Source organism: Amycolatopsis bartoniae (assembly GCF_014191255.1).
In the GTDB taxonomy this organism is placed as follows: domain Bacteria; phylum Actinomycetota; class Actinomycetes; order Mycobacteriales; family Pseudonocardiaceae; genus Amycolatopsis_E; species Amycolatopsis_E bartoniae.
In genome coordinates, this window is the sequence record NZ_JACHWH010000009.1 from 167,753 (window position 1) to 189,540 (window position 21,788).

The following is a 21,788-nucleotide window of genomic DNA, read 5'->3' on the forward strand; positions in this document are numbered from 1 at the left end:
CTCCTCACGCTCGCGGCGCCAGCGCGCTATCCCTCGTCCGGGTGGGGGCCCTGGCGGTCGCCGGACTCCAGGGTGGCCAGTGCGGCCACGTCCTGGGCGTCCAGCTCGAAGTCGAAGATGTCGATGTTCTCCCGGATGCGCTCCGGTGTCGCGGACTTCGGGATCGCCACCAGGTCCATCTCGATGTGCCACCGCAGCACGACCTGCGCCGGGGTCTTGCCGTGCTTCCGGGCGATCGTGGTGATCACCTGGTGCGACAGCAGCCCGCCCCGGGCGAGCGGGCTCCACGCCTCCGTCACGATCCCGTGGTCGGCGTCGAACTTGCGCAGCTCCGGCTGCTGCAGCGCCGGGTGCAGCTCGACCTGGTCGACCGCCGGCACCACGTCCGTCTCGTCGAGCAGCCGTTGCAGGTGCGGGACCTGGAAGTTCGACACGCCGATCGCGCGGGCGCGGCCGTCCGCCAGGATCTTCTCCAGCGCGCGCCACGTCTCGACGTACAGGTCCCGGCTCGGCTGCGGCCAGTGGATGAGGTACAGGTCCACGTAGTCCAGGCCCAGCTGCGCCAGGCTTCCCTCGAACGCCTTCAGCGCCCGGTCGTAGCCGTGCTCGGTGTTCCACAGCTTGGTGGTGACGAACAGCTCCTCGCGCGGCAGCCCGCACGACCGCACGGCGGCCCCGACACCCCGCTCGTTGCGGTACAGGGTCGCGGTGTCGATGCTGCGGTATCCGGCCTCGATCGCGGTGCGCACCACCTGTTCGACCTCGTCGTCCGGGATCTTGTACACCCCGAAACCGAGGCTGGGCATCTCGACGCCGTTGTTCAACCGCTTGGCAGGAACCATGCCTGCACGATAACTCCGCGCGGCGGTCAGGGCCGGGCGTCGCCCGAGGGCAGCCGCACCGTGACCGACAGACCGCCGCCCACCACGGGTTCCGCCGAGACGCGGCCGCCGTGTGCTTCGACCGCCGCCCGCACGATCGACAACCCGAGCCCCGCGCCCGTGCGCGCCGTGCGCGCGACCCCCGCCCGGCGGAAGGGTTCGAACAGCTCGGCCACCGTGGCCCGGTCCACCAGGCCGCCCGAGGACCGCACGCGCAGCGTGGACCAGCGCTCCCCCGCCTCGGTGGTGACCTCCAGCCAGCCGTGTTCGACGTTGTGCCGCACCGCGTTCTCCAGCAGGTTGCCCGCGATCCGTTCCAGCAGCGCCGGATCGCCGTGCACCGGCGCGGGCGCGGTCGCGAACTTCGCCTGGATGCCCCGCTGGTCGGCCTCGCCGCGCACCGCGCGCCACGCGCTGGACACCAGCGTCACCAGGTCCGTCGGCTCGTCGACCGCGAGCCCCGCGCCGTCGGTCCTCGCCAGCAGCAGCAGGGAGTTGACCAGCTGCCCGGCCCGCTCGGTGGCGTCGCGCACGACGTTGGCCATGCGGCGCAGCTCGGCGGTGTCCGCGTCCGGGTCGGACAACGTGACGTCCAGCTCGGTGCGGATGACCGACAGCGGGGTGCGCAGCTCGTGGCTGGCGTTGGCGACGAAGTGCCGCTGCGCCTCGAACGCCGCCTGCAGCCGGTCGAGCATCGCGTCGAACGTGTGCGCCAGCTCGGCCAGCTCGCCCTTCGAGTCGACCTCGCCGATGCGCTCGCCGAGGGACTCGATGGACAGCCGCTGCGCGGTGCCGGTGATCTCCCGCAGCGGCCGCAGCACGCGCGAGGTGAAGGTCCAGGCGAGGATCGCGGTGGCCGCGACGACGCACAGGAACGCGATGGAACCGAACAACAGCACCTTGTCGCGCGCGTGGTCACGCATGTGCGCGGCCAGCGCCGACGCGTCCACGTCCACGCCGTCGACCCGCACCGCGGTGCCCGGCGGCAGCTCGGGCACGGCCGCGACGGCGTCGCCGACCAGCGTCCACGCGAGCCAGAGCAGCACAAGGCTCACGCCGGCGGCCAGCCCCGTCGCGAGCAGCGTGATGCGCGCCCGCAGGCTGTTCACCGGCGGCAGGGCGCCGCGCGGGCTCACCCCTTCGTCGAACCGGCGTCCGGCACCCGGTATCCCGATCCCACCACGGTCTCGATGATGCCAGGCTCCCCCAGCTTCTTGCGCAGGGTCATCACCGTCACGCGCACGGTGGTGGTGAACGGGTCGGCGTTCTCGTCCCACACCCGCTCCAGCAGCTCCTCGCTGCTGACCACGGCACCCTTGGCCGCCATCAGCACCTCGAGCACGCCGAACTCCTTGCGGGTCAGCTCGACCGGGCCGCCCGAGCGGCGCACGGTGCGGCGCGCCGGGTCGAGCTCCACGTCACCCGCCGTGAGCAGCGGGGGCGCGGCGGGCGTGGCCCGGCGGCCCAGCGCGCGCACGCGCGCGACCAGCTCGGGGAAGGCGAACGGCTTGGCCAGGTAGTCGTCGGCGCCGAGGGACAGGCCCTCGACCCGGTCGGACACCGTGCCGCTGGCGGTGAGCATGAGGACCCTGGTCAGCTCGCCGGAGGCGACGATCTCCTTGCACAGCTCGTCGCCGGACATGCCGGGCAGGTCGCGGTCGAGCAGCACCACGTCGTAGCGGGTGATGCTTGCCTTCTCGTGCCCGTCGTCGCCGTTGAGCGCGACGTCGACGGCCATGCCCTCGCGGCGCAGCCCGCGGGCGATCGCGTCCGCGAGCGGCTCTTCGTCCTCGACTACCAGAACTCGCACGTCAACCACCGTGCCACAGATACCTGAGAGATGTCTGTGCGGTCCTCACAGGCCGACCGTGACGTAGCGCTGCCCCGCGAAGTTCTCCACCTCGACGCTCGCCACGTCGGCGGGGGCGACGAGCGCGGCGCCGGACAGCTTCGTGCCGTCGTGCTCCCCTGACTCCGACACCAGCCAGCTGCCCGCCTCTTCGCGGGTGCCGTCGCGGCCGACCACGAACAGGCGGCACTTCTGCCCCCGCGGGATTCCGGCGACGGAGGCGTCGAGCCGGACCCACCCCGCGGCGGGCTGCACGGAGACCGTCATCGTCGCACCCGTCCCGGTGTCGGTGGCCGACGCCGTCTTCGTGCCCGCGGGCGCGGCCTGCGCGGAACCCGCGGTGACGCGGCCGACGGCGACCCCGCCGCCCGCGAGCGCCACGGCGACCGCGACCGCGGCGACTCCCGCGACCGTCCGCCGCCGGCGCACCTGCGCCCCGCTCTCCCGCCGGATCCGGTGCAGCGCGCGCTGCAGCAGCAGGTCCCCGCCGTCGGGCGGGCCGTCCAGCACCGCCTCGGGCGGCAGTCCGTCCAGCGCGGCCCGGGTCATCCGCAGTTCCGCCAGTTCCGCCTGGCAGCGCCGGCACGAAGCCAGGTGCTGCTCCATCGCACGCCTCTCCTGCCCGTCCAGTGCGCCGAGCACGTAGGCGCCCAGTGCACGGGACTCGTGCTCCGGACTCGTCATCCGGTGACCTCCGGTATCGCGACCTGACGGCTACCGCCGAAAGTCTGCCGCATCGCCCTGAGCGCGTAGTAAGACCTGGATTTGACCGTTCCCGGCGGCACCCCGAGGGTCTCCGCCGCTTCGGCGACGCTGCGGCCGCGGAAGTAGATCTCGGTCAGCACGTCCCGGTGCTCCGGCGACAACCGCTCCAGAGCGTCGAGCACGACCATGGAGTTCACGACCGAGTCGGCGTGGTCGGCCTGTACGGCCGTGGTGACCGGGGTTTCGGCCACCTCGGCGGGCCGGGCGGACTTGGCGCGGTAGCGGTCGGTGATGATGTTGCGGGTCACCGTCAGCAGCCAGCCGCGCACCGAACCCTTGCCGTTGACGAGCGAGTCGGGGTGCCGCCACGCGCGCACCAGGGTCTCCTGGACGACGTCCTCGGCGGCGGCCCGGTCGTTCGTCAGCCGGGTCGCGTAGGCGAGCAGCGCCCGCCCGTGCTCCTCGTAGAGCGATCGGATCAGTGCCTCGTCGGCGACCGCCGCTCGTTTGCGGGCCCACAGAGCCGGCATCCGGTCACTCCTCGTTGTCTCAGTAGCTCGAGCCGCCCGGGTCCGCGGCGGGCGCGGTACTCGAGGGCGAGCCGGTGGTGGTCAGTGGTTTCTTGCCGTCGGCGACCTTGCAGCCGTTCTGCTCGAGCTCGAACCAGACGCCGTTCACGGCGTGCCCGTTCGCCTGCCCCGCCGCGGTGTCCTTGGCGTAGCGGTAGACCGGCCAGCCGCCGATGGTCACCTGCACGGTGCCGTCGCCGCGGGTGACCTTGCCGACGAGCTTCGGGTCGACGCCGTTGACCTGCACGTCACCTTGTGCGAGCAGTGGCGGCCACGCGGTCGCGCACGCACCGTCGCAGGTGGACTTCGACGGTTTCTTGCTGTCCTTGGTGTAGAGGTAGAGCGTTCTGCCGTTCTGGTCGGTGAGCACCGTGTCCAGCCCGGGGATGTTCGTGGTGTTGATCGCGGTCTGCTGTTCCTGCGTGGTGGCCTTGCCGCCGGTCGGGGTGACCGCGTGCCAGGTGTCGCCGACGTCCTGGCCGTTCGCCTGGCCCGCCGCGGTGTCCTTGGCGTAGCGGTAGACCGGCCAGCCGTTGACCGTGACCTGGGTGCTGCCGTCGCCGCGGGTCAGCGTGCCGACGAGCTTCGGGTCGACGCCTTCGACGTCGACCGTGCCGGTGGCCAGCACCGGCGGCCACGCGGTGGCGCAGGTCCCTTCGCAGGTGGACGCCGGCGGGTTCGCCGTGTCCTTTTCGAACCGGTAGAGCGTGTGCCCGTCCTGGTCGGTGAGCACCTGCCCGAGTCCGGCCACGTCGGCGGCGACCAGCTTGGCCTGCACCGCCACCGCCTGGCGCTGCACGGCGACCGGGGTCGGGGCGGGCGTGGGGGCCGGGCTCGCGCCGGTGGTGGCGCTGCAGGCACCGAGGAGGCCGAGGCCGGCGACGGCCGTGACCGAGAGGACGAGGCGCGCGGACATGGGTGATTCTCCTTAGCTGGGCGGGTTTTCCACTCAGCACACGGTTCCCGGCGCGGTCCGGTTCAGCCGTTTTCCGGCTGTTTCCCGGACCGCGCCGGACTTCCCCGTGTCACTCGTTGCAGGTGCGCCCGGTGTTGATGCAGTTCACGACGCGCCACATGATCCGCTGCGACATCACGTTGGCGAAGTCGTCGTGGTCGGACAGCGGGTTGTGGTGCTCCTCGGGGAAGGAGTCCACTTTGTACTGTCCGGCGACCTGGACGTCGTGCGGGATGTCGTAGGTCAGCGTGACCCGCAGCTGCGGCACCGCCACGAACCCCTTCTGGCAGCGCCCGTTCGCGTCGGGGAACACGATGTGCGTGCGATGGTTGGCGCTGTCGATGTTCTTGCCGTCCCAGCAGCTCGGGAAGTCGTGGATCCGCTCGACCTTGCTGCCCTCGGGGCAGACCGGGTACTTGTCGAGGATCCGGTCCTCCATGCCGGTGCACGTCCACGCTGCCCGCGCGTTGGTCGGGCCGTTGGCGTCCTCCTTGGCGTCACCGGTGAGCACGCGCAGGAACCTCGGCATCGCCCTGACCCTGGTCACCGGGCTGCCGCGGAAGGTGAGCGAAACCGTGGCGGGGCGCTGGATCACGCCGTCGTTGCCGGCGACCTCGTTGTTGTCGCCCTCGGGGCCGGGCAGCTCGCTCGCGCTGCTGCTGGCCGCCGCGCTACTGCTGCTGGTGGCCGCCGCACTGCTGCTGGCCGCCGCGCTCGACGAGGTCGGCGCGGTCGTCGTCGTGGTGGTGGGCTTGCCGCCGCCACCGTGCTTGCCGCCCCAGCCGCGCTTGCGCTGGTTGTCCGCCGCGGCGAGGGTGGCGGCGTTGTCGCTGTTCTGGTCGCCGTTGTCGATGCCGGCGCTGGTGGCGTCCTTCACGCCGCAGGTGGCGAGGTCCTGGCCCTGGCCGAGCTGCTGCCCGGTGGCCTGCTTGATCTTGTCGATGCTGGCCTGGCGCTGTGCCTTGAGCGGCTGGAGCACCTGCTGCTCGGCGGCCTCGTCCGGCGCAGTCGCGAGCTGCTGGTCGGCCGCGGCCGCCTGCTGGTCGAGGTTGCCCAGCTCGGTGTCGACGGTGGCCATCGCCTGGTCGGGCACGGTGTCGAGCTGGCTGGCCACGTCCGGGCAGTCGGTGCGCGGGGTCGCCGCGTCCTCCGCGTCCTGGTCGCTCTGGGCCTCCGCGCTCGTGTCGGCGGCCGCGGCCTGGGACTCGGTGGTCTCCTCCTCGTCCCCGGTGTCGATGCGCACGACCGGCCAGAAGTACGCGGACTGGTCGCCGTTCTTGCAGGTGGTGCCACCGGCCAGCAGGCTCTTGTTGTTCGAGTCGGCGTTGGTGGTGAGGTTGCCGACGTAGTCGTGCAGGTGCTGGGCTCCGTTGTGGATGCCGGGCTGCGCGATGAAGTTGTCGGGGTTGAAGTGCCCGTTCTCGTTCTTTCCGCAGTTCACCGTGAACGTGCCGGTGGACGCGCCTCGCTGGGGTTTGGGGGTCTTGACGTTCGCCGCCACGGTGTTGATGTCGACGAAGAACGCCTTGTCGACCGCGTCGGCACTGGCGGTGCCGGGTTCGCCTGCCGTGGTCGCGACGACGACGCCGCTCGCCGCGAGGGCGAGACCGACGACTCCGGTCGCGATCTTCGTCCGGCGGCTGACGCGATGTCGGCCTTCGGTGCGGGCCATGAACAACTCACCTCGTTCGGGTCTTCACCCCGGGGCGCGCGCAGGGGCAGCTCCCAGGGCAACAGTGGAAATGGTTGGTGACGGAGAAGGCCCCCGAGGCCCGTCACAGAGGTATACGGACGCGAGGCTCAGGTAGTTCAAAACGCGACCTGGCCGTTATTCCGGCGTGATAATCCCTGGTCAGCGAGGGATGGTGGCGAGCAGCTCGCCGTCCGGAGTGCGGATCTCGAAGCGGGCGATCTCCGCCGGGGCGAGTCCGGTGCCGCCCGAGATGCGCAGCGGGTCGGGTGCGCCCGCGCCCGGCACGGTCCAGCTGGAGACGATCTGCTCGGCCCCGGCCCACGGCACGGCGACCAGGAGACAGGTCTTCGGCCCGGTGGCGCCACCGAGCACGAGGTCGACGTTGGAACCCCACGCGGTCGGCTGCACGATCACCTGCGCCTGCAACGACTTCCCGGTCTCCCCGCCCGCGAACATGCTGGCGGTGCCCGGCGCGCTCGACACCGGCGTGCTCGCCGCGACGGGCGCCGGGGCCGCCGTGGGAGCGGAGCCGGAGGGCAGCAGCGCGATGGTGATGAGCGGGCCGGCGAGAATCAGCAGCACCGCGGCCACCGTGGCGATCCGGGTCAGGAGGCGGCGGCGCCGGCGCTGCCGGGCGAGCTCGTCGAACATCCCGCCCAGCGGGCGCGGCTGCGGGATCGGCGGATCAGGCCAGTACTTGGCGACCTCGGCGAGGATTTCCGGCAGGTCGGAGAACTCCAGCAGGTCGAGCTGGCAGTGCGGGCAGTCGAGCAGGTGGGCCTCGAAGACCGCGCTCTCGGTTTCGTCGAGGACCCCGAGGACGTAGGCGGCGATGTCGGTGTGCGCTACCCCTCCCACCGCGCGTCACCCCCGATCTCGTAAGGCCCGCCGCAGCGCGCGTACCGCGTGGTAGATCCGGGACTTGACCGTACCGGGGGGAATGCCGAGGGCGGCCGCGACCTCGTTCACGGTTCGGTCACGGATGTACGTCTGCAGCACGGCTTCCCGCTGTTCCGGGGTGAGGCTGCGCAGTGCGTCGTAGACGACCATCGCCGCGAGCGTCCGGTCCGACTCGTCGGGCACGCCGATGGTGTCGGCGTCCGCCTCCTCGACCTCCTGCGGGCGCGCCTGCCTGCTGCGCCAGCCGTCGATGACGATGCGGCGCGCGACGGTGTACAGCCACGCGCGCAGCATCTCCGGCTCGCGGTCGAGCTTGTCGGCGTTGCGCCAGGCGCGGATCAGCGTCTCCTGCACGACGTCCTCGGCCCACTGGCGGTCGCCCGCGGTCAGGGTCAGGACGAACGCCAGCAGCGGCCGTCCGAACTCCTGGTACAGAGCGGCGGCAAGGTCGTCGGGGCCGTGGTCGGGCTCCGGCTCGACGACGGCTCTCAAAGATCGGCTGTGGCGTCCCACGGGCGACATCTTTACGGTGAACCGGGCAGTAGTCCAGTACCAAAAAATTCGTTCATGTTCTTTTGAACCGCTTCCGCCCACCCGCCGTATCCCCCGGCGAAGGCCCCGCAGCGCTGACCCCCGACAGCGCTTTCACTCCACTGTGGACTCATTCGTCCATAGTGGATCCAACGCGCCCGTACGCAGGTGTTTCACCTGCGTCGGCGCACGCCCTGGCCCCCGACAGGGAAGGAAGTTCCGCTCAGTGATGCACAGAAAACCCCGATCGGCGATACCGCTCGCCGCGGCCGGACTGGCCGTGTTCGCGGTCACCACGGGCTGTGACGTGCCCAGCTCGTACTCCTCCGCCGCAGGTCAGAACGGCATGGCGACCATGGGCACCACCGACACCGGTCCCGCCCTCACCGCCGTGCGCGCGTTCGACCTCGGTCCCGTCGTCGTCGACGGCGGTGGCTACGTCGTCTACCGCTACGACCGCGACACCACCAACCCCTCGAAGTCCACGTGCACCGGCACGTGCGCGCAGCAGTGGAAGCCGGTCCCCGCCAGCGCCACGCAGCACATCACAGGTCTGGACCAGTCTCTGGTCGGCACCTTGACCAGGGACGACGGCACCGACCAGGCGACGTTGAACGGGTGGCCGCTCTACCGCTACACCAAGGACCAGATGCCCGGCGAGACCGCGGGCCAGGGCATGGGTGGCGTGTGGTTCCCCGTCACGCCGCAGGGCGGAAAAGTCCAGACTGCGGCCGATCCCGGGCGGTCCGATGCGTTCGGACTCTGACCGGAAACTCCGCCGCCTGCTGGTATTGCTGGTCGTACTGGTGCTGAGCCAGATGGCGGCACCCGCGATCGCCTCGGCACAGACCGTGACGCTCACCGATCCGGAGAAGGACCTCCTGAACCGGGTGCGCCAGGCGGGTCTGTGGGAGATGCCCGCGGGCGACATGGCCCGCGTGCGCGCGGAAACGCCGCACGTGCGCCAAGTCGGCGAGACGCTCATGGTCGACCACGGCAGGCTCGACGTCGCGGTGCGCGACCTCGCCGCGAAGTACCGGCTGACCCTGCCCGACCAGCCGACCGCCGACCAGCAGAGCTGGCTCGCCGAAATGCGCGGCGCCACGTCGTCGTCGCAGTTCGAGCGGGTGTTCGCCAACCGGCTGCGTGCCGCGCACGGCGTCATCTTCTCGGTGATCGCCGGCGTCCGTGCGGGCACCCGAAACGACGAGATCCGCGCGTTCGCCGCGACCGCGAACCAGGTGGTGCTGCGGCACATCACGCTCCTGGAGAGCACCGGGCTCGTCGACTACGACGCGCTGCCGCAACCGGCACTCGGCTCCACGGCTTCGACGTCCGCGGCGACGGCGCTGAACCTCGGGTCCATGGACGTCCTCACCAGCGTGGTGCTCGGCCTGCTGGTGTGCGGAGCGACGCTGCTCCTGCTGTGGTTCATCCGCAGCTCCGCGAGAAGAAGACATCGATCAGGAGACGACCATGCAGCCAACCGCTCTGCTGAGCGTGCGAAACAGCCGGCGGCCTGAGGAGCGGACGAGATGACGACAGCCGTTCTGGCCCAGGCGACCACCGACGCCGGGCTGCGCAGCGTCGCGCAGCTGTCGGCGCGGATCGCGTACGTGTTCATGTGCCTCACGCTGTGCTGGGGCGTGCTCACCGCCACCGGGTGGGTCCGCAACATCACCGGCCGCAAAGCGTTGCGCGGCAGCCACATGGTGCTGGCGACGCTCACGCTCGCGTTCGGCGTCGTGCATGCCGCGGCGTTCTACTTCCTGTCCGTCGGCGCGTTCTCGGTGGTGCAGCTGACCGTCCCGTTCCTGCCCGGCGGCCTCGCCCGGCACGCGCTCGGGATCATCGGGCTGGAGCTGATGATCGCCATCGCGATCACCGCGAGCACGCACCGGTTCATCGCCTACCGCCGCTGGCTGTGGCTGCACCGCCTGGCGTACCTGGCGATCCCGCTGCTGGCGATCCACTCGTTCTTCGGGGCGATCGCCAACGGCCACCTGGCGGTGCTGTGGCTCGCCGGCATCACGCTGCTGGTCCCGACGCTCACGCTGTCGGTCCTGCGGTTCCTGCCCTCGCGCGCGCTCGAGCGCGTCGGACTCGTCGAGGAGCTCATTTGAAGACGCTCGACCGCTTCCGCGGACCGCGGATCAGCGTGGACAACGACCGGTGCGAGGTCTTCGGGATCTGCGTGTGGGAGGCGCCCGCCCTGTTCCAGCTCGACCGGGACGGCAGGCTGCGCTACCGGCGCCAGCTCCAGGAGGAGGACTTCGAGCAGGCCGCCGCGGCGGCCCGCTGTTGCCCGATGCAGGCCATCGTCCTGAGAGGGATGCAAGATGAGTGATGGAGACAGAATCGTCATCGTCGGCGGCGGGGTCGCCGGCCTGCGCGCGGCCGAACGGCTGCGCGAGCTGGGGTTCGACGGCGAGGTCATCATCGTCGGCGACGAGCGGCGGCGGCCGTACCACCGGCCGATGGTGTCCAAGCAGCTGGTGACCGGGCAGATCCGGCCGATCGACGCGGATCTCAAGCCCTACATCGAGCTGGACGCGCACTGGCGGCTCGGCACCCGCGCGACGCACCTGGACACCAGCCAGCGCGTCGTGCACCTGCCCGGCAAGGAGGAGCTCTGGTACGACGGGCTGATCATCGCGACCGGCGTGGTGCCCCGGCACCTGCCCGGCGCGCCGCGGCACGACCCGCGGGTGCGGGTGCTGCGCACGGTCGAGGACGCGATCTCGCTGCGCCGCGCGCTGACCGCCAGCAGCAAGCCCGCCGTGGTGATCGGCAGCGGGCTGATCGGCTGCGAGTTCGCGGCCAGCATGCGCACGCTCGGCCGGGACGTCACGCTCGTCGGGCACGCGAAGGCGCCGCTGTACCGGTTCGGCCCGCGCGTCGCGCAGGCCGTGGCCGAGACGCACGAGAAGCACCGCGCGGGACTGGCGATGAACTCCGAGGTGCGGCACTGGATCAGCACCAAGGACGCGTTCGGGCTGCACCTGACCAACAACCAGCTCGTCGTGGCCAGCTGCGTGGTGCTGTCGATCGGCAGTGTGCCCGCGGTGGACTGGCTGCGTGGTTCGGGGCTCGACATCTCCGACGGCGTGCTGTGCGACGCGACGCTGTTCGCCGAGGGCGCCGAGGACGTCGTGGTGGCCGGGGACGTCGCGCGCTGGCCGAACCTGCGGTTCGACGAGACGCCCCGGCGCGTCGAGCACTGGATCAACGCGGTGGAGTCCGCGCGGGCCGCGGCGGAGAACCTGATGGCGGGACGGCGGTTGGCCAAGCCGTTCACCCCGCTGCCGCGCGCCTGGTCGAGCATCTACGAGCACCGGCTGCAGATGGCCGGGATGCCCGCGCTCGGCGAGGACACGGTGCAGCTCGACGACGGTGTGACCGGGTTCGTGCGCGGCGGCCAGCTGGTCGGCGCGGCGAGCTGGGACAAGCCGCGCGCGATGCTGCACTGGACCGCGGAGCTCGAACGGCGCCTGCCGGTGCCGGAGTACACGCCGGTCGCCGAGCCGGAGGGCATGGAGCTGAGCGAGGCCGTGTTCTCCGAGGAGGAGTGGCTGACCGTGGGCCAGGGAGTCTGAGGTGGCCGACACCGACACCGGGCCACTGCCCGCGCCCGAGGACGTTCTCGATGCCGTGCGCGGCCACCGGCTCGCGGAGATCCGCCGCGGCCGCGGCCTGACCCAGCACCACCTCGCCGAGAAGATGGGAGTTTCGCAGAGCCACGTCTACGAGATCGAACGCGGGTCGATCGCCGAGCGGGAAGCGCTTTCGCGGTACGCGCTGGCCCTCGGCGGCAGGCTGCGGCAGACGATCCACTTCGACGACGGGGACATCGCCGTGGTCGAGTAAGCGCTTTCTCAGTTGGAGCGGGCAGGTCCTTTCCGGGCCTGCCCGCTCTTTTCGCGTCAGGGGGTCCGGGCGTCGTGCTGCTCGCGGTTGGCGAGCACCTGCCCCATGTTCGCCTGTGCCCAGTGCCGGAGACCGCGTGTCACCTGGTGCAGGGACAGGCCGAGATCGGTCAGCTCGTAGGAGACGGTGACGGGCACGGTGGGAGTGACCGTGCGGGTGAGCAGGCCGTCGCGTTCGAGCGATCGCAGGGTCTGGGTCAGCATCTTCTGGCTCACGCCGGCCAGCCGGCGGGACAGTTCGGAGTACCGCATCGCCTTCGGGCCGTCCCCCGCGCCGGGCTCCGCGGCCGTGTCACCGGCCAGTGCGCACAGGATCAGCACGACCCACTTGTCCGAGATCCGGTCGAGCAGCTGACGGCTGGGGCACACCGCCAGGAACGCGTCGTACTCCACCTTCGCCTGCGCCCGCTGGACCGCCTTCGTCGTCGCCATTCCTGCTCTCCTATAGGTGGGTTACGCACTTCAAGGTGCCTACTTCCCAGCGGGAAGTTCCGCTCCAATACTGGTCCCCGAAGGCCGGCGGCGCCAGCCCCGGCGAAGAACGAAAGGCACCACATTGTCCGCGACACTTCCCGGCGGCACCTGGCTGCTGGGCGACTCGACCGTCACCCGGTTCGGCTACGGCGCCATGCAACTGGCCGGTCCCGGGGTCATGGGACCGCCCGCCAACCACGACGGCGCCCTGGCCGTGCTGCGCGAGGCGGTCGAGGCCGGCATCACCCACATCGACACCAGCGGCGCCTACGGGCCGCGGGTGACGAACGAACTGATCCGCGAGGCGCTGCACCCCTATCCGGAGTCGTTGTTCATCGCCACCAAGGTCGGGGCGAACCGGGACGCGCGAGGCGGCTGGCCCACCGCGCGGCGGCCCGGAGATCTGCGCAAGCAGGTCGAGGAGAACCTGCGGACACTCGGCGTGGAGACGCTCGACCTCGTCAACCTGCGGATGGGTGATGCCACCGGTCCCCAGCCCGGTTCGCTCGCCGAGGCCCTCGGGACGCTCATCGAACTCCAGCAGGAGGGCCTGATCCGGCACCTCGGGGTCAGCAACGTGACGGCCGAGCAGGTCACCGAGGCGCAGGGCATGACGTCGATCGTGTGCGTGCAGAACGGGTACAACCTCGCGTACCGCCACGACGACGACCTCATCGACCGGCTCGCCGCCGAGGACATCGCCTTCGTGCCGTTCTTCCCGCTGGGCGGCTTCTCGCCGCTGCAGTCCGAGACGCTCTCGGCGGTCGCCACCCGGCTGGAGGCGGCGCCGATGTCCGTCGCGCTGGCCTGGCTGTTGCGGCGCTCGCCGAACATCCTGCTCATCCCCGGCACGTCGTCGAGAGCGCACCTGCGCGAGAACATCGCCGGCGCGGGACTTTCCCTTTCCGAGGAGGATTTGAAGGAACTGGACGGCATCGGAAGCTGAGCATGAAAACGGGGCGCCCTCGTCGCGAGGGCGCCCCGTCGGCTCTACTCCGCCGGTTCCGGCTGCGGGTCCGGCACCAGGTTCGCCGCCCACTCGGTCACCCGGCGCGCCACGTCCTGCGCCGTCAGGCCCACCCGCGCGAGCACCTCCTCGCGCGAACCGTGCTCGTGGAACTGCTGCGGCACCGCCAGGTCCCGCAACGGCACGTCGCACTCCGCGTCACGCAGGACGGCCGCCAGCGCGGAGCCGAAACCACCGTGCCGGCCGCTGTCCTCGACCGTCACCACGAGCCGGTGCGCCTTCGCCAGCCCCACCAGCTCCTGCGGCACCGGCACGACCCACCGCGGGTCCACGACCGTCACGCCGATGCCCTGGTCGGCCAGCCGCTCCGCCGCCCGCAGCCCCAGCGGCGCGAACGCCCCGACGGCCACCAGCAGCACGTCGGCGCCGTCCTCGGGCTTGCGCAGCACGTCGACCGTGCCCCGCCGCTCGACGGCGGGCACCGACTCCACGACGCTGCCCTTCGAGAACCGCAGCGCGGTCGGCCCGTCGGACACCGCGACCGCCTCGCGCAGCTCCTCGCGCAGCGTCTGCGCGTCCCGCGGCGCGGCGACCCGGATGCCGGGCACCATGCCCAGCAGCGACAGGTCCCACATGCCGTGGTGGCTCGGCCCGTCCGGACCGGTGATCCCGGCGCGGTCGAGCACCAGCGTGACCGGCTGCCGGTGCAGCGCCACGTCCATCAGCAGCTGGTCGAACGCGCGGTTGAGGAACGTCGAGTACACCGCCACCACGGGGTGCAGCCCGCCCATCGCGAGCCCCGCCGCGGACGTGACCGCGTGCTGCTCGGCGATCCCGACGTCGTACCAGCGGTCGGGATAGCTCTCGGCGAACTTGTCCAGCCCGGTGGAACGCAGCATCGCCGCGGTGATCGCCACCACGTCCTCGCGCTCGCCGCCGATCTTCAGCAGCTCGTCGGCGAACACCGACGTCCAGCTGCGCCCCTTCGGCTTCGGCAGTCCGGTCTCCGGGTCGATCGGGTCGGTCTGGTGCATCTGGTCGGCCTCGTGGTTCACCGCGGGCGGGTAGCCGTGCCCCTTCTCGGTGACCGCGTGCACGACGACCGGGCCGCCGAACGCCTTCGCCGCCTGCAACGCCTTCTCCAGCGCCACGAGGTCGTGCCCGTCCACCGGCCCCAGGTACTTCAGGCCCAGGTCGGAGAACATCATCTGCGGGCTGAGCGCGTCCTTGATGCCGGCCTTCGCGGCGTGCAGCGCGGCGTAGATCGGGCGGCCCACCACCGGCGTGTGCAGCAGCAGCTCCTTGCCGCCGTCGAGCATCCGCTCATAGCCCGGCTGCAGGCGCAGCGACGCCAGGTGCTCGGCGAAACCGCCGATCGTCGGCGAGTAGGAGCGGCCGTTGTCGTTGACCACGATGACGACGGGCCTGCCGGGCTCGGCGGCGATGTTGTTCAGCGCCTCCCAGCACATGCCGCCGGTCAGCGCACCGTCACCGACCACGGCGACGGTGTGCCGTCCGCCACCGGCCAGTTCGAACGCCTTGGACAAACCGTCCACATAGGACAATGCGGTGGAGGCGTGGCTGTTCTCGACGAAGTCGTGCTCGCTCTCGGAGCGGATCGGGTAGCCCGCGACGCCGCCGGTCTGCCGGAGCAGGTCGAACCCGGCCTGCCTGCCGGTGACGATCTTGTGCACGTAGCTCTGGTGGCCGACGTCGAACACGATCGCGTCCCGGGGCGAGTCGAACACCCGGTGCAGCGCCATCGTCAGCTCGACCACGCCCAGGTTCGGCCCCAGATGACCGCCTGAGCGCCGCACCCGGTCGATGAGGAAGTCGCGGATCTCGCCCGCCAGCTGCTCCAACTGGCCCTGCCCCATGCGCTTGAGGTCGGCCGGTCCGTGCACAGACTCCAGCAACGTCACTTTCCACCTCACCTGATCGATCCTGCGACCGTCCGCCCAGTCTACGGAGGAAGGAAACCCCTGCCGCGCGCCGCGCCCCGCCTGACGTCCTCACCTGCGACGAGGCTGGTCCGTCCGTGAGTCAACTCTCACTTGGTCGTGCACCCTACTCGCCCCGGGTGCTCACGGTCGGTGAGCGGACGGCGGGAACCGCCAGCCGTCCGGCACACGTAGGCTTCCGAACCGGTCAAGACGCGAACGGGAGGGCCGATGCCGGACTTCTTCATCGACGGCGAGTGGGTCGCGGCTCACGCCGGCGGGTCGCGCGAGATCCGTTGTCCCGCCGACGGCTCGCTGACCGGGACCGTCGACGAAGGCACCCGGGAGGACACCGAGGCCGCCATCGCCGCCGCGCGCCGGGCCTTCGACGCGGGAGGGTGGCCGTCCACACCGGCCGCCACGCGTGGGGACCTGTTGCTGCGCGTGGCGGATCTCGTCGAGCGGGACCGGGACGCCTACGCCCGCGCGGAGTCGCTCGACACCGGGAAACGCCTGGTGGAGAGCGAGTACGACCTGGCGGACGTCGCCGCGTGCTTCCGGTACTTCGGCAAGCTGGCCGGGCAGCGGGCGGGGCGCGTGGTGGACGCCGGGAGCGACGTCCTGAGCCGGATCGTGTACGAGCCGGTCGGGGTGTGCGGGCTGATCACGCCGTGGAACTACCCGCTGCTGCAGACGGCCTGGAAGGTGGCGCCCGCGCTGGCGGCGGGCAACACCTTCGTGCTCAAGCCCAGCGAGCTGACCCCGCACACGGCGATCCTGCTGATGCGCACGCTGACCGAAGCGGGATTGCCCGCGGGGGTGGCGAACCTGGTGCTGGGGGCCGGACCCGCGGTGGGGGCGCCGCTGGCCGAGCACGTGGACGTGGACCTGGTGTCGTTCACCGGCGGGCCGGCGACGGGCCGCCGGATCGCGGCGAGCGCGGCGGCGACGGTCAAGAAGGTGGCGCTGGAGCTGGGCGGCAAGAACCCGAACGTGGTTTTCGCGGACGCGGACTTCGAGACGGCGGTGGACTACGCGCTGACGGCGGTGTTCCTGCACTCGGGCCAGGTGTGCTCGGCGGGCGCGCGGCTGATCGTGCAGGAGGAGCTGCACGACCGGCTGGTGGACGAGGTGGTGCGGCGGGCGGAGCGGATCCGCCTGGGCGGGCCGTTCGACCCGGACGCGGAGACGGGCCCGTTGATCTCGGCGGCGCACCTGGCGAAGGTGGAGCAGTACGTGGAGCGCGCGGTCGCGGAGGGCGCGGTGCTGCGGACCGGCGGCCGCCGCGCCGAGGACCCGAGGCTCGCGGGCGGGTTCTACTACCTGCCGACCGTCCTCGACGACGTCCGGCAGGGCGGTTTCGCCGTCACGGAGGAGTCGTTCGGGCCGGTCCTGACGGTCGAGACCTTCACCGACGAGAACGACGCGGTCCGCATCGCCAACGACACGCACTACGGCCTGGCAGGTGCGGTGTTCACTTCGGACGCCTCGCGCGCGCAACGGGTCGCGAACCGCCTGCGGCACGGCACGGTGTGGATCAACGACTACCACCCGTACCTCCCGCAGGCCGAGTGGGGCGGCTTCAAGCAGTCGGGCTTCGGCCGGGAGCTGGGCCAGACCGGCCTGGGCGAGTACCAGGAGGCGAAGCACATCTACCAGAACCTGCGCCCACGCCCGTCGGGCTGGTTCCGGGGATGAGCGGTGAGCGGCGGTCTGTCTGTGGCTGATCCGAGCAGTCGCGAGGACCGGAGCGGGGGCACGTGGCGCCGAGTCCCTGGCTGATCCAAGCGGTCGCCGAGAACCGATCGGCGGCTCGCGGCACCGGTCCATGGCGGCTGAGCCGAGCAGCCGCGAGGACCGGAGCCGGGGCACGTGGCGCCCGATCCCCGGCTGATCCGAGTCAGCCGCCGAGGACCGATCGGCGGCTCGCGGCGCCGGTCCATCGCGGCTGAGCCGAGCAGCCGCCACGGATCGCCGGGGGCACGTAGTGGCCGGTCCCCGGCTGATCCGAGACAGCCGCCGAGGACCGGTCGGCGGAACGTGGTGTCCAGTCCGGAGCCACTGATCCGAGACAGTCCCCGAGGGCCGGTGGGCGGCCCGCAGCGGTCTGTCTGCGGCTGATCCGAGCGGTCGCCACGCCGGTCCGGGGCCACGTAGCGCCTGGTCCTTGGGCTGATCGGAACTTGTCGCCGTGGACCGGTTGCGGCACGTGGCGCCAGACCGGGCCGCTGATCCGAGACAGCCGCCGAGACGCGGAGCGGGGGCACCGCTGGGCGGCGCCCCCGCCCGGGCTCAGGCGGTTCGTTCGTTCCTGGTGGCGAGCAGGTCGAGCACGCCCTCCGGCACGTTGTCGCCGAACAGGCTTTCCAGGAGGAAGTCCTCGTCGACGGGGGTTTCCTTGCGGGTGAACATCGACTGCTCGTGCTCGGCGAGGGCGGCCTCGACGTCGCCGGGATGCGCGGCGAGGGCCTTGCCGAGGTCGGCGCCGTCCAGCATGGCCAGGTTGGCGCCTTCACCGTCCGGCGGCGACAGGTGTGCGGCGTCGCCGATCAGCGTCACCCCCGGCACCCGGTCCCAGCGCAGCTGGGTCGGCAGCGCGTAGTGCGGGCGCAGGACCGGCCCGGTGTCGCCGTCGGTGATCAACGCGGTGAGCTCCGGCGCCCAGCCCTCGAACTCCCCCGCGATCCGCTCGGCCGCCGCGGCGGGATCGGCGAAGTCGATGCTCTCGTACCACTCCAGCGGCTTGGTGAGCTCCACATAGGTGTGCAAAGTGCCGCCGCTTTCCCGGTGCGCGCCGATGTGCTTGCCCGACGCGAGAACCATCAGCGTTCCCCCGCCGACCACCTTCGCCTGGACCGGGTGCCGGGTGTCGGCGTCGAACAGGTAGACCTCGATCGACGCGGTCCCGGCGTACTCGGGGACGGCGTCGGTGACCACCGGCCGGACCCGTGACCACGCGCCGTCCGCGCCCACCAGCAGGTCCGTGACCACGGTACCGCCGTCGGCGAAGCTCACCTCGTGGCGCCCCTCGCCGAGCGCGCGGACGCCGCTGACCTTGTGGCCCCACCGGACGGTGCCGGCGGGCAGCGCGTCCAGCAGCATCCGCCGCAGGTCACCGCGCTGCACCTCGGGGCGGCCGCCCGTGCCGTCGTCGGCCTTGTCGAGCACGACCGTCCCGTCCGGCTGCAGGACCCGCATCGCCTGGCGGCCCTCCAGGACGAGGGAACGGAACTCGTCCATCAGCCCCGCCGCCTCGACGGCCAGTTGCCCGTTGTAGTCGTGGATGTCGAGCATCCCGCCCTGCGACCGCGCGCCCGGCGACGGCTCCGCCTCGTGGACCGTGACCGGGAACCCGTGCAGGGACAACACGCGGGCCAGGGTGAGACCACCGAGCCCGGCGCCGATGATCGTGACGGGAGTGCGCATGAATGCTCCTTGGGAGTTCGTTTCGTCCAGCAAGCCCAGGTTGACCCCGCCCACTGGCACGACGCGCACACGACACTGGCACCGGACTGTCAGCCCCTGTCAGGACCGGCGAGTCACCGTCCACAAGAGACAGTCCGTTATGGAGTTCTCACACCGAGAGGCGCCTCCGTTCCAGGGTCAGCTTCGCCTGGTCCGCGGCGGCTCGGCCGGCGTGCCAGCCCTCTCCGTTGCTGACCGTGTGCGTCCTGCGCGCCACCGTGGGAAAGAGCGAGACGAACAGCGCCTCCACCTCCTCGCCGCGCCGCGCCAGGACCGGGAGCAGCCGGGAGTCGGCCACCTCCGCCGTGGCCGTGGTGTCCGCCTCCCGCAGGCGTTCGCCGATGCGCGTGGCGTACGACAGGAGGAACGCGTGCCGGAACGAGCGGGTGCGCGAGCGGCCGCCGCTGCCGACCCGGCTGCCCGCCGCGAGCATCGCCTCGGTGGCCTGGACCAGCAGCGACGTCGCCAGCAGCTCGACGATGTCCAGGTCCACCTCGTGCCCCACCACCGCGAGGAAACCCAGCTTCTCGTACGACACCGCGCGACACCGGTTGGCCGTCGCCACCGCCGTCACCAGTGACGCCTTCGCCGCGAGGTACGGCTCGTCCAGCCAGAACCGCCGCGCCGCGCCGGTGGCCCGCGGCTGAACGAGCGCCTGCTCGAACGAGTACCGGCTCATCAGCTCCTGCGCCTTCGCCGACAGCGCCTCGGCCTCCTCCGGGTACGGCGTCGACTCCGCCTTCGCCAGCAACGCCCGCACCCGCGCCAGCATCTTCTCGTCCACGCCCTCCCGGGACCCCGCGGGCAGAGGCAACTCCGGCAGCGCGGGCAACGTCGCGAGCACCGCCAGCGCCCCGACCGCGTCCGACAGCGCCTGCGTGAAGGTCCGGCCGTGCCGCTCGGCCCACTGCGTCAACCGCGGCCGGTCGCCCTGCCACCACGGCTCGGCACCGACGCGCGCGAGCTGCTCACGCCAGCGCGGATCGAGCGTCGCGGCCGGACGGCGGGAGACCTCCTCCGCCACCGCCTCCCCCGCCAGCGCCGCCGCACGGGCGTCCGCGCGCCGGAGCGTGATGCGGTGCACGTCGTACGGCTGCCACCCGCGCCGCAGCAGCCGGGCAACCACCTCCACCAGCACGAGGTCGGCCGCCGTGGCGACGAGACGCTCCTCGCCGGAGGTCGTCAGCAGCCGCACCACGGACTTCCGGGCCGGGGGCACCGTCGCCGCGTGCAGCAGCAGCGTGGTGACCTCCTCCAGCTCACGCATCCACTACCGCCTTCCGCCGACGCGAACGACCACAGGGTGAGGCTCGCGCACCGGCACGCACCCGGCCGCGACGACCCATGGAGTCCGGTGGCGAACCTCGCCCGGCCACCCACCTCCGCCGCGAACCGAGGCCACCATGCCACGACCGCATCCGCGGCCAGGGCAGGACCACGCCGAGGACCACCCTGAGTACGCGGGCAAACACGCTGAGGATGTTCATGGGAGGCATCATGCCCGGACCCACCGACAGTTTTGAAAACGTCCTGAGACGACCAGTCTATTCGCTTGCTAGACTTTCCTCATGGCCCGCACCGCCCGCACCGTCGACACCCGCCGCAGCATTCTCGATGTCGCTCAGCGGATCATGGCGCGCAAGGGCTACTCCGCGGTCGGCATCAACGAGGTGCTCGCGGAGGCGGGGGTGCCGAAGGGGTCCTTCTACCACTACTTCGCCTCCAAGGACGCCTTCGGCGAAGCGCTCCTGAAGGCCTACTTCGACGAGTACATCGCCGACATGGACCGCGTCCTCAGGCAGCCCGGCCGGTCGGCCGCCGAGCGGCTGGCGGCCTACTGGCAGCAGTGGCGGGAAACGCAGAGCCTCGACGACTGCCAGGGCAAGTGCCTTGCCGTGAAGCTCGGCGCCGAGGTCGCCGACCTGTCGGAATCGATGCGGCTGGCGTTGAAGGAGGGCACCGACGCGATCGTCGACCGCCTGGAGCGCACGATCGCCGAGGGCCTGGCGGACGGGTCGATCACGATCGACGGCGAGCCCCGCGGCACCGCGCAGGCGCTCTACGACATGTGGCTCGGCGCCAGCGTCATGGCCAAGATCCACCGCAGCCTCGCCCCGCTCGACACCGCCACCACCGCCACCGGCCAGCTCCTCGGGCTCTGATCCTGGAAACTCAGAGGGTGCCCTCGTTCTCCTCGGCGGTGATGATCCGCAGGACACCGTCCAAGACCGCGGAAAAACGCCGGCGGGTGTCCTCCCGCAGCGACACGAAGCAGCGGGTGCCCTCCATCCGGTGGTGGGTCAGCCCCGCCTCGCGCAGCGTCTTCATGTGGTGGCTCAGCGTGGAAGGCCCCACGTCCACCTCGAACTCACCGCGCTGGTGCTCCCCGCCGTCGGCCAGGATCTTCATGATCAGCAGGCGGGCGGGATCTCCGAGCGCCGAAAGCACCCGGACGAGCCGGACGTCCCGGAGGTCGGGGTGCTGCGGCCGGTTGGGCATACCGCGATCCTACCGCTTCCTTTGATGTTCGACGAACATCGATGTATGGTCGGCTGACCGAACCCGAGGAGACCACAATGGACTTTCTGGTGCGCATCGACGTCAGCCGTGCCTACGACCTGCCCAGCGAAGAGAGGGCCGACCTGATCGCACGGGAACAGGCCCGGGGGCGCGAGCTGCACGCCGAGGGTGTGCTGCGGAACATCTGGCGAGTGCCCGGCACGCGCGCCAACGTCGGCATCTGGTCCACTCTGGACGCGGACGCACTGGAGGACGCGCTGACGAGCCTGCCGATCCGGCCGTACGCGGAGATAGACGTGACCGCGCTGGCCACGCACGCGATGGTGCGGCAGGATCCCGGCGCCTGGACGTGACCGGAAGCGGGCAGACGTTCGGGCCGGACCGGCACGGTGGCCGGTCCGGCCCGGGCAGTC

Annotated in this window: 24 protein-coding genes; 10 read left to right on the forward strand and 14 right to left on the reverse strand. The window is 71.5% G+C overall.

Annotated elements, in window-relative coordinates; translation table 11 throughout:
- Positions 1–26: 26 nt before the first annotated feature.
- The 9 genes from FHX82_RS30405 to FHX82_RS30445 form a co-directional block, all read right to left on the reverse strand.
- On the reverse strand, positions 27–842 hold the full coding sequence (locus FHX82_RS30405; protein ID WP_145936271.1) for an aldo/keto reductase: 816 nt from the start codon (positions 840–842) through the stop codon (positions 27–29).
- 26 nt (positions 843–868) lie between these two features.
- Entirely contained in the window at positions 869–2,017 is a 1,149-nt protein-coding gene (locus FHX82_RS30410) for a sensor histidine kinase (protein WP_229880969.1), read from the reverse strand.
- Positions 2,014–2,691: a response regulator transcription factor gene (locus tag FHX82_RS30415; protein WP_183176922.1), complete on the reverse strand. Its 678-nt coding sequence runs from the start codon at positions 2,689–2,691 to the stop codon at positions 2,014–2,016. The genes FHX82_RS30410 and FHX82_RS30415 overlap by 4 nt, the downstream gene beginning before the upstream one ends.
- A 45-nt stretch (positions 2,692–2,736) precedes the next feature.
- On the reverse strand, positions 2,737–3,414 hold the full coding sequence (locus tag FHX82_RS30420) for a zf-HC2 domain-containing protein (RefSeq protein ID WP_145936272.1): 678 nt from the start codon (positions 3,412–3,414) through the stop codon (positions 2,737–2,739).
- The gene (locus tag FHX82_RS30425) at positions 3,411–3,965 is read right to left on the reverse strand and encodes a sigma-70 family RNA polymerase sigma factor (RefSeq protein ID WP_145936273.1); all 555 of its coding nucleotides are present in this window, start codon (positions 3,963–3,965) and stop codon (positions 3,411–3,413) included. Before FHX82_RS30425 ends, FHX82_RS30420 begins: the two co-directional genes overlap by 4 nt.
- Before the next feature lie 19 nt (positions 3,966–3,984).
- On the reverse strand, positions 3,985–4,920 hold the full coding sequence (locus FHX82_RS30430) for an SCO0930 family lipoprotein (RefSeq protein WP_183176923.1): 936 nt from the start codon (positions 4,918–4,920) through the stop codon (positions 3,985–3,987).
- Positions 4,921–5,029: 109 nt separating this feature from the next.
- Positions 5,030–6,631, reverse strand: coding sequence for a DUF1996 domain-containing protein (locus tag FHX82_RS30435; protein WP_145936275.1), 1,602 nt, complete (start codon positions 6,629–6,631; stop codon positions 5,030–5,032).
- A gap of 180 nt (positions 6,632–6,811) precedes the next feature.
- Positions 6,812–7,510 carry a zf-HC2 domain-containing protein gene (locus tag FHX82_RS30440; protein WP_145936276.1) on the reverse strand — a complete coding sequence of 233 codons (699 nt, stop codon included), beginning with the start codon at positions 7,508–7,510 and terminating at the stop codon, positions 6,812–6,814.
- Positions 7,511–7,516: 6 nt separating this feature from the next.
- Positions 7,517–8,065: a sigma-70 family RNA polymerase sigma factor gene (locus tag FHX82_RS30445; RefSeq protein WP_145936277.1), complete on the reverse strand. Its 549-nt coding sequence runs from the start codon at positions 8,063–8,065 to the stop codon at positions 7,517–7,519.
- 247 nt (positions 8,066–8,312) lie between these two features.
- Here FHX82_RS30445 and FHX82_RS30450 point away from each other — a divergent pair, with 247 nt between their 5' ends.
- Genes FHX82_RS30450 through FHX82_RS30475 form a run of 6 tightly spaced genes read left to right on the forward strand, consistent with a single transcriptional unit; the run spans position 8,313 to position 11,950 of the window.
- The gene (locus FHX82_RS30450; RefSeq protein WP_145936278.1) at positions 8,313–8,849 is read left to right on the forward strand and encodes a hypothetical protein; all 537 of its coding nucleotides are present in this window, start codon (positions 8,313–8,315) and stop codon (positions 8,847–8,849) included.
- Positions 8,833–9,606: a DUF4142 domain-containing protein gene (locus FHX82_RS30455; RefSeq protein ID WP_183176924.1), complete on the forward strand. Its 774-nt coding sequence runs from the start codon at positions 8,833–8,835 to the stop codon at positions 9,604–9,606. The genes FHX82_RS30450 and FHX82_RS30455 overlap by 17 nt, the downstream gene beginning before the upstream one ends.
- 12 nt (positions 9,607–9,618) lie before the next feature.
- A complete protein-coding gene (locus FHX82_RS30460; RefSeq protein ID WP_183176925.1) occupies positions 9,619–10,206 on the forward strand; it encodes a ferric reductase-like transmembrane domain-containing protein in 588 nt (195 codons plus the stop codon).
- Entirely contained in the window at positions 10,203–10,430 is a 228-nt protein-coding gene (locus FHX82_RS30465) for a ferredoxin (protein WP_183176926.1), read from the forward strand. The genes FHX82_RS30460 and FHX82_RS30465 overlap by 4 nt, the downstream gene beginning before the upstream one ends.
- Complete coding sequence (locus FHX82_RS30470; RefSeq protein ID WP_145936279.1) at positions 10,423–11,679, forward strand: NAD(P)/FAD-dependent oxidoreductase; 1,257 nt, start codon at positions 10,423–10,425, stop codon at positions 11,677–11,679. Before FHX82_RS30465 ends, FHX82_RS30470 begins: the two co-directional genes overlap by 8 nt.
- Before the next feature lies 1 nt (position 11,680).
- Complete coding sequence (locus FHX82_RS30475; RefSeq protein ID WP_145936280.1) at positions 11,681–11,950, forward strand: helix-turn-helix domain-containing protein; 270 nt, start codon at positions 11,681–11,683, stop codon at positions 11,948–11,950.
- A gap of 56 nt (positions 11,951–12,006) precedes the next feature.
- Here FHX82_RS30475 and FHX82_RS30480 read toward each other — a convergent pair whose 3' ends face one another.
- Positions 12,007–12,441: a winged helix-turn-helix transcriptional regulator gene (locus tag FHX82_RS30480; protein WP_145936281.1), complete on the reverse strand. Its 435-nt coding sequence runs from the start codon at positions 12,439–12,441 to the stop codon at positions 12,007–12,009.
- A gap of 124 nt (positions 12,442–12,565) precedes the next feature.
- Between FHX82_RS30480 and FHX82_RS30485 the strand changes: the two genes are divergently transcribed.
- Entirely contained in the window at positions 12,566–13,429 is an 864-nt protein-coding gene (locus FHX82_RS30485; RefSeq protein WP_145936282.1) for an aldo/keto reductase family oxidoreductase, read from the forward strand.
- A 44-nt stretch (positions 13,430–13,473) separates the two neighbouring features.
- Here the strand turns inward: FHX82_RS30485 and dxs are convergent, their stop codons facing one another.
- Positions 13,474–15,372, reverse strand: coding sequence for a 1-deoxy-D-xylulose-5-phosphate synthase (gene dxs, locus FHX82_RS30490; protein WP_145936315.1), 1,899 nt, complete (start codon positions 15,370–15,372; stop codon positions 13,474–13,476).
- A 249-nt stretch (positions 15,373–15,621) separates the two neighbouring features.
- Here dxs and FHX82_RS30495 point away from each other — a divergent pair, with 249 nt between their 5' ends.
- Entirely contained in the window at positions 15,622–17,088 is a 1,467-nt protein-coding gene (locus tag FHX82_RS30495) for an aldehyde dehydrogenase family protein (protein ID WP_145936283.1), read from the forward strand.
- A gap of 594 nt (positions 17,089–17,682) precedes the next feature.
- Here FHX82_RS30495 and FHX82_RS30500 read toward each other — a convergent pair.
- The gene (locus tag FHX82_RS30500) at positions 17,683–18,816 is read right to left on the reverse strand and encodes an FAD-dependent oxidoreductase (protein ID WP_145936284.1); all 1,134 of its coding nucleotides are present in this window, start codon (positions 18,814–18,816) and stop codon (positions 17,683–17,685) included.
- A 148-nt stretch (positions 18,817–18,964) separates the two neighbouring features.
- Positions 18,965–20,122: a DUF2786 domain-containing protein gene (locus FHX82_RS30505; RefSeq protein ID WP_145936285.1), complete on the reverse strand. Its 1,158-nt coding sequence runs from the start codon at positions 20,120–20,122 to the stop codon at positions 18,965–18,967.
- A gap of 301 nt (positions 20,123–20,423) precedes the next feature.
- Here FHX82_RS30505 and FHX82_RS30510 point away from each other — a divergent pair, with 301 nt between their 5' ends.
- Entirely contained in the window at positions 20,424–21,017 is a 594-nt protein-coding gene (locus FHX82_RS30510; protein WP_145936286.1) for a TetR/AcrR family transcriptional regulator, read from the forward strand.
- Between the two features lie 10 nt (positions 21,018–21,027).
- Here FHX82_RS30510 and FHX82_RS30515 read toward each other — a convergent pair whose 3' ends face one another.
- Positions 21,028–21,354 (reverse strand): ArsR/SmtB family transcription factor, encoded by a 327-nt coding sequence (locus FHX82_RS30515; RefSeq protein ID WP_145936287.1) that lies wholly within the window; start codon positions 21,352–21,354, stop codon positions 21,028–21,030.
- A gap of 77 nt (positions 21,355–21,431) precedes the next feature.
- Here FHX82_RS30515 and FHX82_RS30520 point away from each other — a divergent pair, with 77 nt between their 5' ends.
- Positions 21,432–21,728, forward strand: coding sequence for a muconolactone Delta-isomerase family protein (locus tag FHX82_RS30520; protein ID WP_145936288.1), 297 nt, complete (start codon positions 21,432–21,434; stop codon positions 21,726–21,728).
- The last annotated feature ends 60 nt before the right edge of the window (positions 21,729–21,788 follow it).

Coding starts and splice junctions, on each gene's coding strand:
- FHX82_RS30505 (WP_145936285.1), bottom strand. CDS start 20,122: ATGCGTGAGCTGGAGGAGGTCACCACGCTGCTGCTGCACGCGGCGACG.
- FHX82_RS30420 (WP_145936272.1), bottom strand. CDS start 3,414: ATGACGAGTCCGGAGCACGAGTCCCGTGCACTGGGCGCCTACGTGCTC.
- FHX82_RS30435 (WP_145936275.1), bottom strand. CDS start 6,631: ATGGCCCGCACCGAAGGCCGACATCGCGTCAGCCGCCGGACGAAGATC.
- FHX82_RS30460 (WP_183176925.1), top strand. CDS start 9,619: ATGACGACAGCCGTTCTGGCCCAGGCGACCACCGACGCCGGGCTGCGC.
- FHX82_RS30515 (WP_145936287.1), bottom strand. CDS start 21,354: ATGCCCAACCGGCCGCAGCACCCCGACCTCCGGGACGTCCGGCTCGTC.
- FHX82_RS30480 (WP_145936281.1), bottom strand. CDS start 12,441: ATGGCGACGACGAAGGCGGTCCAGCGGGCGCAGGCGAAGGTGGAGTAC.
- FHX82_RS30520 (WP_145936288.1), top strand. CDS start 21,432: ATGGACTTTCTGGTGCGCATCGACGTCAGCCGTGCCTACGACCTGCCC.
- FHX82_RS30425 (WP_145936273.1), bottom strand. CDS start 3,965: ATGCCGGCTCTGTGGGCCCGCAAACGAGCGGCGGTCGCCGACGAGGCA.
- FHX82_RS30510 (WP_145936286.1), top strand. CDS start 20,424: ATGGCCCGCACCGCCCGCACCGTCGACACCCGCCGCAGCATTCTCGAT.
- FHX82_RS30495 (WP_145936283.1), top strand. CDS start 15,622: ATGCCGGACTTCTTCATCGACGGCGAGTGGGTCGCGGCTCACGCCGGC.
- FHX82_RS30470 (WP_145936279.1), top strand. CDS start 10,423: ATGAGTGATGGAGACAGAATCGTCATCGTCGGCGGCGGGGTCGCCGGC.
- FHX82_RS30430 (WP_183176923.1), bottom strand. CDS start 4,920: ATGTCCGCGCGCCTCGTCCTCTCGGTCACGGCCGTCGCCGGCCTCGGC.
- FHX82_RS30450 (WP_145936278.1), top strand. CDS start 8,313: ATGCACAGAAAACCCCGATCGGCGATACCGCTCGCCGCGGCCGGACTG.
- FHX82_RS30455 (WP_183176924.1), top strand. CDS start 8,833: ATGCGTTCGGACTCTGACCGGAAACTCCGCCGCCTGCTGGTATTGCTG.
- FHX82_RS30500 (WP_145936284.1), bottom strand. CDS start 18,816: ATGCGCACTCCCGTCACGATCATCGGCGCCGGGCTCGGTGGTCTCACC.
- FHX82_RS30405 (WP_145936271.1), bottom strand. CDS start 842: ATGGTTCCTGCCAAGCGGTTGAACAACGGCGTCGAGATGCCCAGCCTC.